This is a genomic window from Bacillus sp. FSL K6-1106 (assembly GCF_038005245.1).
In the GTDB taxonomy this organism is placed as follows: Bacteria; Bacillota; Bacilli; order Bacillales; family Bacillaceae; genus Bacillus; species Bacillus altitudinis.
In genome coordinates this window covers 2,107,863-2,122,845 of sequence record NZ_JBBOSV010000001.1, presented here as the reverse complement: position 1 = coordinate 2,122,845, position 14,983 = coordinate 2,107,863, and the positions used below count along the sequence as shown (strand labels likewise).

The 14,983-nt window shown below is 41.2% G+C and carries 17 protein-coding genes; 16 read left to right on the top strand and 1 reads right to left on the bottom strand.

Annotated elements, in window-relative coordinates; genetic code table 11:
• The first annotated feature begins 118 nt into the window (after positions 1–118).
• The 11 genes from glyA to MHI20_RS11085 all read left to right on the top strand — a co-directional run bounded on the left by glyA (position 119) and on the right by MHI20_RS11085 (position 9,549).
• On the top strand, positions 119–1,366 hold the full coding sequence (glyA, locus tag MHI20_RS11135) for a serine hydroxymethyltransferase (RefSeq protein ID WP_024718755.1): 1,248 nt from the start codon (positions 119–121) through the stop codon (positions 1,364–1,366).
• 147 nt (positions 1,367–1,513) lie between these two features.
• A complete protein-coding gene (gene upp / locus MHI20_RS11130; protein WP_003214553.1) occupies positions 1,514–2,143 on the top strand; it encodes a uracil phosphoribosyltransferase in 630 nt (209 codons plus the stop codon).
• A 498-nt stretch (positions 2,144–2,641) separates the two neighbouring features.
• The gene (locus MHI20_RS11125; RefSeq protein WP_007497639.1) at positions 2,642–3,025 is read left to right on the top strand and encodes an ATP synthase subunit I; all 384 of its coding nucleotides are present in this window, start codon (positions 2,642–2,644) and stop codon (positions 3,023–3,025) included.
• Between the two features lie 7 nt (positions 3,026–3,032).
• Positions 3,033–3,767, top strand: a complete 735-nt coding sequence (gene atpB / locus MHI20_RS11120) for a F0F1 ATP synthase subunit A (RefSeq protein ID WP_007497637.1) — start codon at positions 3,033–3,035, stop codon at positions 3,765–3,767.
• Positions 3,768–3,815: 48 nt separating this feature from the next.
• Complete coding sequence (atpE, locus tag MHI20_RS11115; RefSeq protein WP_003214968.1) at positions 3,816–4,028, top strand: F0F1 ATP synthase subunit C; 213 nt, start codon at positions 3,816–3,818, stop codon at positions 4,026–4,028.
• A 120-nt stretch (positions 4,029–4,148) separates the two neighbouring features.
• The gene (atpF, locus tag MHI20_RS11110; RefSeq protein WP_007497634.1) at positions 4,149–4,661 is read left to right on the top strand and encodes a F0F1 ATP synthase subunit B; all 513 of its coding nucleotides are present in this window, start codon (positions 4,149–4,151) and stop codon (positions 4,659–4,661) included.
• Positions 4,658–5,203, top strand: a complete 546-nt coding sequence (locus MHI20_RS11105) for a F0F1 ATP synthase subunit delta (RefSeq protein ID WP_007497632.1) — start codon at positions 4,658–4,660, stop codon at positions 5,201–5,203. The genes atpF and MHI20_RS11105 overlap by 4 nt, the downstream gene beginning before the upstream one ends.
• 16 nt (positions 5,204–5,219) lie before the next feature.
• A complete protein-coding gene (gene atpA, locus MHI20_RS11100) occupies positions 5,220–6,728 on the top strand; it encodes a F0F1 ATP synthase subunit alpha (protein WP_008343398.1) in 1,509 nt (502 codons plus the stop codon).
• 88 nt (positions 6,729–6,816) lie between these two features.
• Positions 6,817–7,683 carry a F0F1 ATP synthase subunit gamma gene (locus tag MHI20_RS11095; RefSeq protein WP_007497628.1) on the top strand — a complete coding sequence of 289 codons (867 nt, stop codon included), beginning with the start codon at positions 6,817–6,819 and terminating at the stop codon, positions 7,681–7,683.
• Positions 7,684–7,707: 24 nt separating this feature from the next.
• Positions 7,708–9,129, top strand: coding sequence for a F0F1 ATP synthase subunit beta (gene atpD, locus MHI20_RS11090; RefSeq protein ID WP_008343395.1), 1,422 nt, complete (start codon positions 7,708–7,710; stop codon positions 9,127–9,129).
• A 24-nt stretch (positions 9,130–9,153) separates the two neighbouring features.
• Positions 9,154–9,549: a F0F1 ATP synthase subunit epsilon gene (locus MHI20_RS11085; RefSeq protein ID WP_008343393.1), complete on the top strand. Its 396-nt coding sequence runs from the start codon at positions 9,154–9,156 to the stop codon at positions 9,547–9,549.
• A gap of 42 nt (positions 9,550–9,591) precedes the next feature.
• Here the strand turns inward: MHI20_RS11085 and MHI20_RS11080 are convergent, their stop codons facing one another.
• Positions 9,592–10,068: a hypothetical protein gene (locus MHI20_RS11080; protein ID WP_268381907.1), complete on the bottom strand. Its 477-nt coding sequence runs from the start codon at positions 10,066–10,068 to the stop codon at positions 9,592–9,594.
• A 170-nt stretch (positions 10,069–10,238) separates the two neighbouring features.
• Between MHI20_RS11080 and MHI20_RS11075 the strand changes: the two genes are divergently transcribed.
• The 5 genes from MHI20_RS11075 to MHI20_RS11055 all read left to right on the top strand — a co-directional run bounded on the left by MHI20_RS11075 (position 10,239) and on the right by MHI20_RS11055 (position 14,975).
• A complete protein-coding gene (locus tag MHI20_RS11075) occupies positions 10,239–10,469 on the top strand; it encodes a DUF1146 family protein (RefSeq protein WP_025208130.1) in 231 nt (76 codons plus the stop codon).
• 128 nt (positions 10,470–10,597) lie between these two features.
• Complete coding sequence (locus MHI20_RS11070) at positions 10,598–11,332, top strand: YwmB family TATA-box binding protein (RefSeq protein WP_008343385.1); 735 nt, start codon at positions 10,598–10,600, stop codon at positions 11,330–11,332.
• Positions 11,333–11,364: 32 nt separating this feature from the next.
• Positions 11,365–12,672 (top strand): UDP-N-acetylglucosamine 1-carboxyvinyltransferase, encoded by a 1,308-nt coding sequence (gene murA / locus MHI20_RS11065; RefSeq protein WP_007497616.1) that lies wholly within the window; start codon positions 11,365–11,367, stop codon positions 12,670–12,672.
• A gap of 256 nt (positions 12,673–12,928) precedes the next feature.
• The gene (gene spoIID, locus MHI20_RS11060; protein ID WP_008343381.1) at positions 12,929–13,951 is read left to right on the top strand and encodes a stage II sporulation protein D; all 1,023 of its coding nucleotides are present in this window, start codon (positions 12,929–12,931) and stop codon (positions 13,949–13,951) included.
• Positions 13,952–14,276: 325 nt separating this feature from the next.
• Entirely contained in the window at positions 14,277–14,975 is a 699-nt protein-coding gene (locus MHI20_RS11055) for a VWA domain-containing protein (RefSeq protein WP_008343379.1), read from the top strand.
• Positions 14,976–14,983 lie beyond the last annotated feature (8 nt).

Below are 14,983 nucleotides of genomic sequence, written 5' to 3'. Positions count from 1 at the left end.
GGGTTTTCATAAAAAAGAAGTCGATTTTCCAAAAAAAACTTTTACATTTTACTCAAAAACCGTGTACAATGAGATGGTGAAAACATCGAATGGAAATAGATTGGAGAGGATTTCGCTGATGAAACATTTACCTGAGCAAGACGCACAAGTATTCAAAGCAATTCAACTAGAGCGGAAACGCCAGCAGGACAAAATCGAATTAATTGCATCAGAAAACTTCGTAAGCGAAGCAGTCATGGAAGCGCAGGGTTCTGTCTTAACAAACAAATATGCAGAAGGTTACCCTGGTAAACGCTACTATGGCGGCTGTGAACATGTAGACGTTGTAGAAGATATCGCACGTGACCGCGCAAAAGAAATTTTTGGCGCTGAGTATGTGAACGTACAGCCTCACTCAGGAGCTCAAGCGAATATGGCCGTATACTTTACAATCCTTGAGCATGGCGATACAGTGCTAGGCATGAACTTATCACATGGTGGGCATTTAACACATGGAAGCCCTGTAAACTTTAGCGGCGTACAGTACAACTTTGTAGAATACGGTGTAGATAAAGAAACACAACATATCGACTACCAAGATGTACTTGAAAAAGCACGTGAACATAAGCCGAAACTAATCGTAGCGGGGGCAAGTGCTTACCCACGTCAAATTGATTTCAAAAAGTTCCGTGAAATTGCCGATGAAGTCGGTGCTTACTTTATGGTGGACATGGCTCACATCGCGGGTCTTGTTGCAGCAGGTCTTCATCCAAATCCAGTTCCTTACGCTGATTTTGTGACAACGACAACTCACAAAACATTGCGCGGACCTCGCGGCGGAATGATTCTATGCCGTGAAGAGTTTGGTAAAAAGATCGACAAATCGATCTTCCCTGGTATTCAAGGTGGACCACTCATGCATGTGATCTCTGCAAAAGCTGTTTCTTTCGGTGAAGTATTGAACGGAGATTTCAAAACATATGCACAAAACGTGATTGATAACGCAAAACAACTAGCTGAAACACTTTTATCTGAGGATATTCAGCTTGTATCTGGTGGAACAGATAACCATCTTGTTCTCATCGACTTGCGCTCTCTTGGCATTACAGGAAAAATTGCAGAAAACGTTCTTGATGAAATTGGTATCACGGTGAACAAAAATGCAATTCCATATGATCCAGAGAAACCATTTGTTACAAGTGGTGTACGTGTAGGTACAGCAGCAGTGACAAGCCGTGGCTTCGATCAAGAAGCGATGAAAGAAGTCGGTTCCATTATTGCGCTGGCTCTGAAACATCATGAAGATGAAGCGAAATTAGAAGAGGCGAAAAAGCGTGTATCTGATCTGACAGCTCGTTTCCCTCTATATCAAGAATTAGATTATTAAGATGCAGACCCATTTGCCTATTTTTGGCATGTGGGTTTTTTTTGTAGGATTTGCGAATCATATTGAAAGATGATGTCTTTTTATGTAGAATTGTAGGAAGTGTGCAAAGTTCACCGGAAGATGACAGAAAAGGAGTTGTAGCAAGCAATGGCAAAGGTTTATGTATTTGATCACCCGCTTATTCAGCACAAACTTACATATATTCGTGACGTTCATACAGGAACAAAAGAATTTAGAGAGCTAGTGGATGAAGTCGCAACATTAATGGCATTTGAAATTACAAGAGACTTACCGCTTGAAGAGGTAGATGTAGAAACACCTGTACAAGTCGCTAAATCAAACGTGATCTCAGGTAAAAAACTCGGAGTTGTGCCGATTTTAAGAGCAGGTCTTGGAATGGTAGACGGGATTTTGAAGCTCATTCCAGCTGCCAAAGTGGGACATGTCGGTTTATACCGTGATCCGAAGACATTAAAGCCTGTTGAATATTATGTGAAGCTTCCATCTGATGTGGAAGAGCGTGAATTTATCGTAGTAGACCCAATGCTTGCAACGGGCGGATCAGCTGTAGAAGCATTAAACAGCTTGAAAAAACGCGGTGCGAAAAACATCCGCTTCATGTGTCTGATTGCTGCGCCAGAAGGTGTAGAAGAAATGCAAAAACATCATCCAGATGTTGATATCTACATTGCGGCATTAGATGAGAAGTTAAACGAAAAAGGTTACATCATCCCAGGTCTTGGTGATGCTGGTGACCGTATGTATGGAACAAAATAAGAATGATTCATGAAAAGCCCACATGCAAACGTGCATGTGGGCTTTTTTGAAAAATATGACAAACGGTTGATATCGTTCTTAGAAAAATCAATGTATACTGAACATTAGCAGTTTTTTTGCATGAATGTCACAACTCTCCTAAAGTTTGATGAAATTGTGAACATTTTGTGTGCTCTCTCATTATAGAAAAGTTTTTTAACTTTCAACGGATTGACACATCATAGACGCTATTGTATGCTAAACGAGGGTATTATGGTAAGGTTTTCATAGCCTATAGCACTCTACTAATCCTCATTGTGAACCCTTTAATAATCAGGGTTTGTATCAGCGAATGAAGCAGAATCCCATAGATCTAAAGATTTCAAGTCTGATTGCACAATTAGACCGATGGGTGATTGATTTTTTTCAAATAGGACGGCTTATCATAAGCGTCTTCTACGCAGTTTTCATCACCATTTATCACCTTTTTTACAATATTTTTCATCGGGAGTCAGATGAATGAACGATCCAAACGTCATTTTCCGCAGACAGAGTAAATATATGTTCTATTTATTGGCAATTTTTGTGTTTGGCTATGCCATGCCTGGTTTTAAACCACTGTTTCTTGGTTTCATTATCGGCACAATTTTTGCTTTCTTTAATTTATTCCTGCTTATTCGGAGAATGCATGCTTTTGATCGAGCAGTTAAAAAAGGAAAATCTATTCGTTCAATGGGAAGTACAGCCAGGTGGGCCAACGCAATTCTCGCAGTAGCGATTGCTTGGCGTTACCCTAACGAAGTTCATCTGGCAGGTGTTGTTATAGGATTAATGACAATATATCCTGTCATTATGATAGATTCCTTCATTCAACTTAAACGTTCTACTATGGAAGAGAGGTGAATACTCTTTGGGTCACAGTTCAAAAACTACAGAATTTTTAGGGTTAACGTTCAACTTATCCAATGTTCTCATGATTACGATTGCTAGTATCATCGTTCTTCTCATAGCGGTGCTGACTACTCGTGTTCTGGCTATTCGTCCGACAAAGGCGCAGAACTTCATGGAATGGATTGTTGATTTTGTTCGAAATATCATAGGTAGTTCGATGGACATGAAAACAGGAGCCCCATTTCTAGCGCTTGGCGTTACATTACTCATGTACATATTTGTTTCAAACATGCTTGGACTGCCATTCTCGATTACGGTCGATCACAACTTATGGTGGAAATCACCAACTGCTGATCCTGCAATCACAATGACACTAGCGGTTATGGTCATGGGATTGACACACTACTATGGTGTTAAAGCAAAAGGAGTCAAGGAATATACAAAAGACTACTTTAGACCAATCCCACTTTTAGTACCGCTGAAAATTATTGAAGAATTTGCAAACACATTAACACTTGGTTTGCGTCTTTATGGAAATATTTTCGCTGGAGAGATTCTTCTTGGTTTACTTGCAGGACTTGCGACTAATTTCTATTCGCAAAACCTTGCACTAGGTATCATTGGTACATTAGGTGCCATCGTGCCGATGATTGTATGGCAGGCATTCAGTTTGTTTGTCGGAACCATCCAGGCATTTATCTTCACCATGCTGACAATGGTGTATATCTCCCATAAAGTCAGCGACGAACACTAAAAAATTGAGAGTCCAAAAAGGACGTTATTTTAAAGGAGGAGCTTTTTAATGAATTTAATAGCAGCAGCAATTGCAATCGGTTTAGGAGCACTAGGAGCAGGTATTGGTAACGGTCTAATCGTATCTAAAACAGTTGAAGGAATCGCTCGTCAGCCAGAAGCTGGTAGAGAACTAAGAACTCTTATGTTCATCGGGGTAGCTTTAGTTGAGGCACTTCCAATTATCGCTGTCGTTATCGCATTCTTGGCATTCTTTGGTTAATATGTGAGAAGCGTTCTAATATGAATTTTAATGGCGAAGATCAGATTAGTTCGAAACTTCGCCATTCCTTTATGTTTTGTTTCTTAACATATTATTTAAAGAAGGGAGTTGCCGTACTAAATGTCTCAGTTACCAGTAGTTTTAGGAGCAGGTCTAAACACCGGAGATATCATATTCCAGCTGATCGCTATGCTCATCCTGCTTGCACTTTTAAAGAAATTTGCGCTTAAGCCTTTATTAGGGATTATGAAACAGCGTGAAGATTATATAGGAAATGAAATTTCAAGTGCTGAAGAAAAGCACGTTCAAGCTGAAAAGCTTCTTGAAGAACAACGTGTCTTATTGAAAGAAGCACGCGAAGAATCACATACACTCATCGAAAATGCGAAAAAGATTGGTGAGAAACAAAAAGAAGACATCATTCAAGCAGCGCGTCAAGAATCAGAGCGCTTGAAAGAGTCTGCTAGAACTGAAATCGTGAAAGAAAAAGAACAAGCTGTGGCTGCACTGCGCGAGCAAGTTGCATCACTTTCTGTATTAATTGCTTCTAAAGTGATTGAAAAAGAACTTGATGAGCAAGCACAAGAGAAATTGATCCAAGAGTATCTTAAAGAGGCAGGCGAAAGCCGATGAGCGTGACTATTGTCTCTAAGCGTTACGCTTCTGCTCTTTTTGACATCGTTCTTGCTTCTTCGGCAGTAGACGAAACTGAAAAAGAGCTGAATGAGATCAAAAAAGTTCTCAAGGCTGACCAAGAATTAAATGACTTTCTTGTTCATCCGAAGATTACGGCAGACAAAAAGAAACATCTGATTGCAGAAGCTTTCAAAGGTGTTTCGACATATGTTTTGCACACAATGTATTTACTGATTGACCGTGGACGCACGAATATTTTTCCTGAAATGGCGTCTGAGTTTGTGAAACTTGCAAACCGTACGAAACAAATAGACGATGCGATCGTGTATTCAGTGAAACCGCTCAGCGGAGCTGAAATTCAATCTTTATCTGAAGTATTTGCCAAAAAAGCCGGAGTCACATCACTGCGTGTAGAAAACGTGATTGACAAGGATCTAATAGGCGGAGTGAAAATCCGTATCGGAAACCGCATTTATGACGGCAGTGTCAGCGGAAAGCTTTCCCGCATTGAACGTCAGCTTGCAGGCGAAAATCGTTAGAAGGGGTGAAACCTTAGTGAGTATCAAAGCTGAAGAGATTAGCGCGCTGATAAAGCAGCAAATCCAAAACTATCAATCTGAAATTGAAGTAAAAGATGTCGGTACAGTCATTCAAGTAGGGGACGGTATCGCGCGTGTACATGGCCTTGACAACATTATGGCAGGAGAGCTTGTTGAGTTCTCTAACGGTGTAATGGGTATGGCTCAAAACCTTGAGGAGTCTAACGTAGGTATCGTAATCTTAGGACCTTACAAAGATATCCGTGAAGGTGACGACGTAAAACGTACAGGTCGTATCATGGAGGTTCCAGTAGGAGAAGAGTTAATCGGACGTATTGTGAACCCACTTGGTCAGCCTGTTGATGGACTAGGTCCAATTTTAACAAGCAAAACACGTCCAATTGAAAGTGAAGCACCAGGCGTTATGGATCGTAAATCGGTACATGAGCCGCTTCAAACGGGAATTAAAGCAATTGATGCCTTGATTCCAATCGGACGCGGACAGCGTGAATTGATTATTGGGGACCGTCAAACAGGTAAAACATCTGTTGCAATTGATACGATCCTGAACCAAAAAGATCAAGACATGATCTGTATCTATGTAGCGATCGGACAAAAAGAATCAACTGTTCGTGGTGTTGTTGAAACACTTCGTAAGCATGGTGCGCTTGACTACACAATCGTTGTCACAGCTTCTGCATCACAGCCAGCTCCACTTCTTTACCTTGCTCCTTATGCAGGTGTAACGATGGGTGAGGAATTCATGTATAACGGCAAGCATGTGCTTGTTGTGTATGATGACCTTTCTAAACAAGCGGCAGCTTACCGTGAGCTTTCATTATTGCTTCGTCGTCCTCCAGGTCGTGAAGCATTCCCTGGTGATGTTTTCTATCTTCACTCTCGTTTATTAGAGCGTGCAGCGAAGCTTAGTGATGAAAAGGGTGGCGGTTCTATCACAGCATTGCCTTTCGTAGAAACGCAAGCTGGTGATATCTCTGCATATATCCCAACAAACGTTATCTCAATCACAGATGGACAGATCTTCTTACAATCTGACCTCTTCTTCTCAGGCGTACGTCCAGCGGTAAACGCAGGATTGTCTGTATCTCGTGTAGGTGGTTCTGCACAAATCAAAGCGATGAAAAAGGTAGCAGGTACACTTCGTCTGGATCTTGCTTCTTATCGTGAGCTTGAAGCATTCGCTCAGTTTGGATCTGATCTAGACCAAGCGACTCAAGCCAAATTAAACCGTGGTGCTAGAACAGTTGAAGTCTTAAAACAAGACTTGAACAAGCCGCTGAAAGTTGAAAAACAAGTAGCGATTCTTTATGCACTGACAAGAGGATACTTAGATGATGTAGCGATTGCTGATGTCAAACGCTTTGAAGCTGAGTTATTCATGTACATTGAAGAAAACCATAAAGACTTGTTTGACACAATCTCTCAAACAGGAAACATGCCTGCTGATGAAGAGTGGAAAGCAGCGATCGAAGGCTTTAAACGTACGTTTGCACCAAGCAACTAATTAGTAATCTTTCCGAGAGAAAAAGATTCTCTTTTTCTCTCTTTTCACGTAAATGAACACGGATTCCTGAAAAAAGGTGGTGAAATCTTTGGCCTCATTACGCGATATTAAGTCAAGGATCACGTCAACAAAAAAATCGAGTCAGATCACAAAAGCGATGCAAATGGTATCAGCTGCGAAACTGAATCGTGCTGAAAATAATGCGAAGTCCTTTGTTCCTTACATGGAGAAAATCCAAGAAGTCGTTGCGGCAATCGCAACTGGAACAAGTGCTAAGCACCCAATGCTTCTTTCAAGACCTGTTAAGAAAACAGGGTATCTCGTCATTACATCTGATCGAGGACTTGCAGGACCTTTTAACAGCTCGATTTTACGTGCCGCTTACCAAGCCATTCAATCTCGTCATCAATCTGCTGATGAATATGCGGTGATTGTGATTGGTAAAATCGGACGCGACTTCTTCAAAAAGCGTGGTATTCCAGTTATTTCTGAAGTCACAGGGCTTGGAGACGAAGTAGCGTTTGCTGATATTAAAGAATTAGCAAGCAGTACAGTACAAATGTTCTCTGATGAAGCGTTTGATGAGCTTTACATGTTCTATAACCATTTCGTCAGTGCCATTTCACAAGAAGTAACAGAGAAAAAATTATTGCCGCTAACGGACCTTTCGGCCGCAGCGACACCAAATAAACGTTCCGCATCTTATGAGTTTGAGCCTTCTGAAGAAGAAATTCTTGAAGTTCTCCTTCCTCAATATGCAGAGAGTTTGATTTTCGGTGCGCTTCTTGACAGCAAAGCAAGTGAACATGCTGCAAGGATGACAGCAATGAAGAGTGCAACAGACAACGCAAAAGAATTGATCGACAGCCTGACACTCTCTTACAACCGTGCTCGTCAAGCAGCGATTACACAAGAGATTACAGAAATTGTCGGCGGAGCAGCTGCCTTAGAATAGAAATAATTGTCAGGAGGGAATGCAATGAAAACAGGACGCATCAGTCAGATCATGGGACCAGTCGTAGACGTTCGTTTTGAAGACGGTCACTTGCCTGAGATTTATAATGCGATCAAAGTTTCGCATAAAGCGGAAAGCGAAAGTGAAGTTGATATCGACTTAACTTTAGAAGTAGCACTACATTTAGGTGATGATACAGTGAGAACCATCGCAATGGCATCAACAGACGGTGTGAAGCGCGGTATGGAAGCTGTAGACCTTGGAAAACCAATTTCAGTACCAGTTGGTAACGTAACACTTGGACGTGTATTCAACGTACTGGGAGATAACATTGACTTAGATGAGCCACTTGGTGTGGAAGCGCAAAGAGACCCAATCCACAGACAAGCGCCTTCTTTCGATCAACTTTCTACAGAAGTTGAAATTCTTGAAACAGGTATCAAAGTTGTTGACCTTCTTGCTCCTTACATCAAAGGTGGAAAGATCGGTCTATTCGGTGGAGCCGGTGTTGGTAAAACCGTTCTGATTCAAGAATTGATCAACAACATCGCACAAGAACACGGCGGTATTTCTGTATTCGCTGGTGTTGGAGAGCGTACACGTGAAGGAAATGACCTTTACTACGAAATGAAAGATTCTGGCGTTATCGAAAAAACAGCGATGGTCTTCGGCCAAATGAACGAGCCACCAGGTGCACGTATGCGTGTAGCTCTAACTGGTTTGACAATGGCAGAGCATTTCCGTGATGAACAAGGTCAAGACGTATTGTTCTTCATCGATAACATCTATCGTTTTACACAAGCAGGTTCTGAAGTATCAGCCCTTCTTGGACGTATGCCTTCAGCGGTAGGTTATCAGCCAACTCTTGCAACAGAAATGGGTCAGCTTCAAGAGCGTATCACGTCTACAAACGTAGGATCGGTTACATCGATTCAAGCGATCTATGTACCTGCGGATGACTATACAGATCCAGCTCCAGCTACAACGTTCGCTCACCTTGATGCAACGACAAACCTTGAGCGTAAGTTGACAGAGATGGGGATTTACCCAGCGGTAGATCCACTTGCTTCAACATCTCGTGCCCTTGCACCTGAGATTGTTGGCGAAGAGCATTATGCGATCGCGCGTGAAGTTCAGCAAACATTGCAACGTTATAAAGAATTGCAAGATATCATTGCCATTTTAGGTATGGATGAATTATCTGAGGACGATAAGCTTGTGGTACACAGAGCTCGTCGTGTTCAATTCTTCCTATCTCAAAACTTCCACGTAGCAGAACAGTTCACTGGCCAAAAAGGTTCTTATGTGCCATTACAAGAAACTGTTAAAGGCTTCAAGGAAATCTTATCTGGTAAATACGATCACCTTCCAGAAGATGCATTCCGCTTAGTCGGCCGCATTGAAGAAGTGGTTGAAAAAGCCAAAGAGATGGGTGTAGAGGCCTAATCTGGTCCTTAGGAGGGTAAAAGCATGAAGACCGTTCAAGTCAATATCGTTACTCCCGACGGCCCAGTGTATGAAGCGGATGTGGAAATGGTCAGTGTAAGAGCAGAAAGCGGTGAGCTTGGGATTTTAGCTGGCCACGTTCCAATGGTTGCTCCGCTAAAAATCGGTGCAGTTCGCTTAAAACATAGTGGATCAACTGAATTGGTTGCAGTAAGCGGTGGATTTGTTGAAGTTCGCCCCGAAAAAGTAACCATTCTTGCTCAGGCTGCTGAAACATCAGACAAAGTTGATGTAGATCGTGCAAAATCAGCGAAACAGCGTGCTGAAGAGCATTTGAACCACCCGAATGAAAGTGATGTACGCAGGGCGGAACTCGCATTAAAACGGGCATTAAACCGTTTAAATGTAGCAGGGAAATAAAACAGAAAATCCTTCTTATCATTGCGATAAGAAGGATTTTTTTTAGGATGACATGAGAGATTGATACATCGACACATAAGGATGAGATGCTTGCTTTTCTAGATATAACTGCTCGCAAAATTGCGTACTGCAATGCCATGTTTTATTATTTCTGCGTAAGCCAAGGGTATATTGGTGCGGAGAGTCCATATAAGGCCGCACGACCCAATCAGCATCTGAATGATGCTTGATGACAACCTCTCCCATGTACACACTCAACATCGCTTCCAATGCATCAATAGGCATTTTCCACTCAGCAAAAAGCTGCTGACGGAAGGCATCGAAGTATAATGACTCTAACTGATAAAGGCTTTCCTCTGAGTAATCCAAAGAAATGTTATGAAAATGACACAATTGTGCTAATTCTTCTAGCTGTGTCTGTCTATAATCAAAGTAGAAAGCAATGGCTTCCCATTCATGTTCAAATGAGGGAACCAGTTCTCCGTACAAATCAACAAAGTCAGGAAAAGAATCTTTCAAATATGATCAGCTCCTTCCACCGCAGTATATCATCTCCTTCGCATCAGAATAAGAGGGGATTCACTCTAAATGTAGCTCTTTTTTCCAAATGATTCATCTTTCCGATTTTGGAGGATATAATGAAAGGGAGTTTTCCTTTACAGAAATCAATAAAAGGAGGATTCAAGTGTATGGAAGACGTAGGACAACAAGCAATTGTCAGTATTGTGATCCACCTATTTTTTATTGCCATTACGTGGTGGGCATTGCTTGCGGTGAATATCGATCCACTGATTAAAAAAGGAAAAATTATTCAAGCTAGATTGCTCATGATGCTGATCACGATTGCTATTGCATCGGCAGTCAGCAATTTCTTCCTTGATTATTTAAATTTCTCCAGACAAATCCCTTATATGTTTTAACATAAAAGGTTTGGTCACTGCCTTCTGCGGGAACGTAAAAAGAAGTGTCAAAAATATGGCCTTTGATGACTTTTCCACGTATGCATTGATCTCCTTGCGGCAACACTTGTAGCAAGGGGGAATGACAAGTGAGAAAGTATTTAAAAGGTTGGCCATTATTTGCATTTATTCTTTTTTTTGTTCTGATGATTCAAGGTGTTCGGGCGGAAGAAACATCCACGCTCGCTCAAATAGCAGAAGGTATGAAAAACCAGCAAATCGAAGTAAGTGGATGGACGCTTCATGCCAAAACAAATATAGACATTTCATCCGAACAATTTTCAAAAAAAGTGAAACGTTTGAAAGACGAACTACGACAGTATGAGTGGACCGAAAAAAAAGAGAAACATGTCACCAAAGTCACAGGAATTTACAAAGATGAAAAAAATGATACATTATCGAAAATTTTACTCGTGAAGACCGACACAAAATCAAACCAAAAGTCGTATTTATTATATGAGCAAAAAGGTGCTCGCCCACTGAATACCTGGGAGCATACATATGATCAGTTCGTACGTCATGCAAAAAGCATATTACAAGAAAAATTTGTGATTTTTACTTGTCTCGATGGTCATGTAAATGGTATGATGGATGTTGTTTTGCAAAAAAAAGCTGAAATGATAGCAAATGAATTTCAAGCAAAACCTGTTGAGTATCTCGTTGAGTCTAATTTTGTGTCGCTTTCCGCTTACACAGAGAAGTGGGAACAGTTCATTATGACTTCAAATGATAAAATGAATGTTCAAATTGCCATCAGAAGTTCGGAAATGAACGAAAATCATACGATTACGGTTGGCACACCAATCGTAACGACTGAATATTAATATAGAGAATTTGGGACGCGGAGGGGAAGACCTTGGAAAAAATCATCGTCCGCGGCGGTCAAAAGTTAAACGGCACAGTTAAAGTAGAAGGCGCAAAAAATGCCGTTTTACCAGTTATCGCTGCATCTTTGTTAGCAAGTACAGAAAAAAGCGTAATTTGTGATGTACCTACGCTCTCCGATGTATATACAATCAATGAAGTGTTACGTCATTTAGGAGCAGAAGTACATTTTGAAAATAACGAAGTATCAGTAGATGCATCTCATGCACTAGAAACTGAGGCTCCGTTTGAGTACGTCCGTAAAATGAGAGCATCTGTGCTCGTCATGGGACCACTTTTAGCTAGAACAGGTCATGCAAGAGTTGCATTACCTGGTGGTTGTGCGATTGGTTCAAGACCAATTGATCAGCATTTAAAAGGCTTTGAAGCAATGGGAGCTAAAATTCAAGTAGGTAATGGTTTCATCGAGGCTGAAGTAAATGGCCGTTTAAAAGGTGCAAAAATCTATTTGGATTTCCCAAGTGTAGGGGCAACTGAAAACATCATCATGGCAGCAGCATTGGCTGAAGGAACGACGATTTTAGAAAACGTAGCAAAAGAACCTGAAATTGTTGATTTGGCAAACTACATCAATGCCATGGGCGGTAAGGTTCGCGGTGCTGGAACTGGTACAATTAAAATCGAAGGTGTAGAAACACTTCACGGTGCAAAACACAACATCATCCCTGACCGAATTGAAGCTGGTACGTTTATGGTGGCAGCAGCCATTACTGAAGGAAATGTTCTTGTAAAAGGCGCTGTGCCTGAGCACATGACTTCACTTGTGGCGAAAATGGAAGAAATGGGTATTCAGATCATTGAAGAAGAAGAAGGTTTAAGAGTCATTGGACCATCTGAGCTCAAGCCAATCGATCTAAAAACAATGCCGCATCCTGGTTTCCCAACGGATATGCAATCTCAGATGATGGCGCTATTGCTTCGTGCGAACGGAACAAGCATGATCACAGAAACTGTGTTTGAAAATCGTTTTATGCATGCTGAAGAATTCCGCCGCATGAATGGCGATATTAAAATTGAGGGTCGCTCTGTGATAATCAATGGACCTGTTCAACTTCAAGGTGCTGAAGTGGCAGCGACTGATTTAAGAGCAGGAGCAGCACTTGTACTTGCTGGATTAGTGGCAGAAGGTCATACACGTGTCACTGAATTGAAGCATATTGACCGTGGATATGTGAACTTCCACCAAAAACTAGCAGCAATCGGTGCAGACATTGAAAGAGTAAATGATGAATCAGCAGATGTGACACAAGAACAAGTTGTATCAGATCTAAACGCATAATCATAAAAGAAATCAGTGTGTCCATTTGGGCATGCTGATTTCTTTTAGAATCATAGACTGGTTGCATTTTCAAAAGCTTATCATTAGTGTATCCAATCATTTTAAATTTTATTCATAAAGACGAACAGTAAATCAAACGATGAAGAGCACAAACATATCAGCAAAAGACTTGTCCAATGAATGAAAGAAGCTGTCATATTAGCTTGTCCTTGCCCATAGGATAAAAGAGATTCAATGACAAATGGGGGCAGCCAATATGAAACCAATGATATGGACAATCGCAGGAATTTGCATCATCATTTTAATGATTCCAACCTTACTCGTGTTGCCGACGTTCCAAGGAAAACCAGCAGCCAGCCAACACGTAGCAGCAGAACCATCGGTTAAAAAAGAAGTGAAAGGTTCAGTCAAATTAAAACAATCACCCGTCTCCATTCCCGTCTACCGTTCAGCACATCAGCAGGTAGAAAACATCCCCTTAGAAGAGTATGTGATCGGTGTCGTCGCTTCTGAAATGCCAGCCGATTTTGAAATAGAGGCGCTCAAGGCACAGGCACTCGCCGCTAGAACGTATATCGTCAGACAAATGATCATTGATAAAACCGTCAAATCTCCACAGGGTTCTCTTGTAGATGACACCCAAATGTTCCAAGTGTACAAAAATAAACAGGAACTGAAGAAAATTTGGGGAAAAGCGTACAATTGGAAATTAAAAAAGGTCACAGAAGCGGTCGCCAGTACACAAGGGAAAGTACTGACGTATGACGAAAAACCAATTGATGCTTCCTTCTTTTCAACAAGTAATGGGAAAACCGAAAATGCAGAAGCTTATTGGAAAAATGAAATCCCTTATTTGAAAAGCGTCTCAAGCAAATGGGACGAAAAATCACCCAAATTCCAAAACAAGAAAACCATCACAGTGAGCGAATTTCAGCAAAAACTTGGTGTGACCCTTGGCCAGCAGCAGGTGGGAGAAATTGTAGAACGAACACCAGGCAATCAAGTAGCCAAAGCCGTCATTAACGGAAAAACATTGTCGGGCAGAGACATTCGCGAATCACTAGGATTGCACTCTGCAGACTTTACATGGGAACGAAAGGGTCAGCAAATCGTGATTACGACAAAAGGGTATGGCCATGGTGTGGGCATGAGTCAGTATGGTGCACATTATATGGCACAGTCAGGCAAAAAAGTAGAGGCGATCGTGAAACATTATTATCAAGGGATAAAAATTGAATCAGCTGATCGCTTTCTGAACACATATATGGCTAAGAAATAAAAGCAAAGGTGCCTCAAAATGGGGGCATCTTTTTTTTATGTGTGAAGAGGTTTGAACAGAATGTGACAAATTGCGACTTAAGGCGCACCTCAGGAAATCTTAAACATTTACATCCCGACAAGAACCGATGGCCGATACAAAGCCCCTCGAAAGAATGAGAAAACGAGGGTGACAAAAGAGTCGTTAGGTGAATATATCTAGACATCTGACAGAATTTTAGTGATTTTGATGAAAGAGAAAAAGGGATCGAGTCCTATACCATTCCAAGACAGAATATTTTACGATTAAGATGTTTCAATCAAATACATAAGGAGGAAGGAAAAGCATGTTGAAAAAAGTATTTACACTCGTAACCTTAGCTGTATTGACATTATCAATGTCAATCTCTTCACCAGTATTTGCAGAAGCAGCATCAGCCAAAAAACATAAGAAAGATGTAAGAGTGACGATCTTACTTGATGCAAGTGGAAGTATGGCAAGAAAAGTGGATGGAGAGCGCAAATTCGATTTAGCAAAACAAGAGGTATTTAAATTTGCTCAGTCTCTTCCGAAAGATGCTAAAATCCGTATGAGTTTGTTTGGGTCTGAAGGAAACAACAAAAACTCAGGTAAAGCCCAATCATGTGAAGTCATTAGAGGCGTTTATGGCGTTCAGCCTTATGAAAAGGATAGTTTCGAAAACTCTCTAAACGGTCTTGGACCAAATGGCTGGACACCGATTGCACGTGCTCTTGAAAGTGCAAAGCAAGCGGATAAGCAGCTTCATAAGGGAACAAAACACATTGTGTACTTAATTACTGATGGTGAAGAAACTTGTGGTGGAGATCCAGTAAAAGTAGCGAAAGAGCTTCATAACTCAAAAGGATCTACTGTAGTCAATGTGATTGGATTAGACTTTAACGATGGCTATGAAGGTCAATTGAAGCAAGTAGCTAAAGCTGGTAAAGGTCATTACTACCAAGCAAGCACAGGGAAAGAAATGGGTTCTATCCTTACAGCAGAATCATTAAAACTACACGAATAACTTGCTGA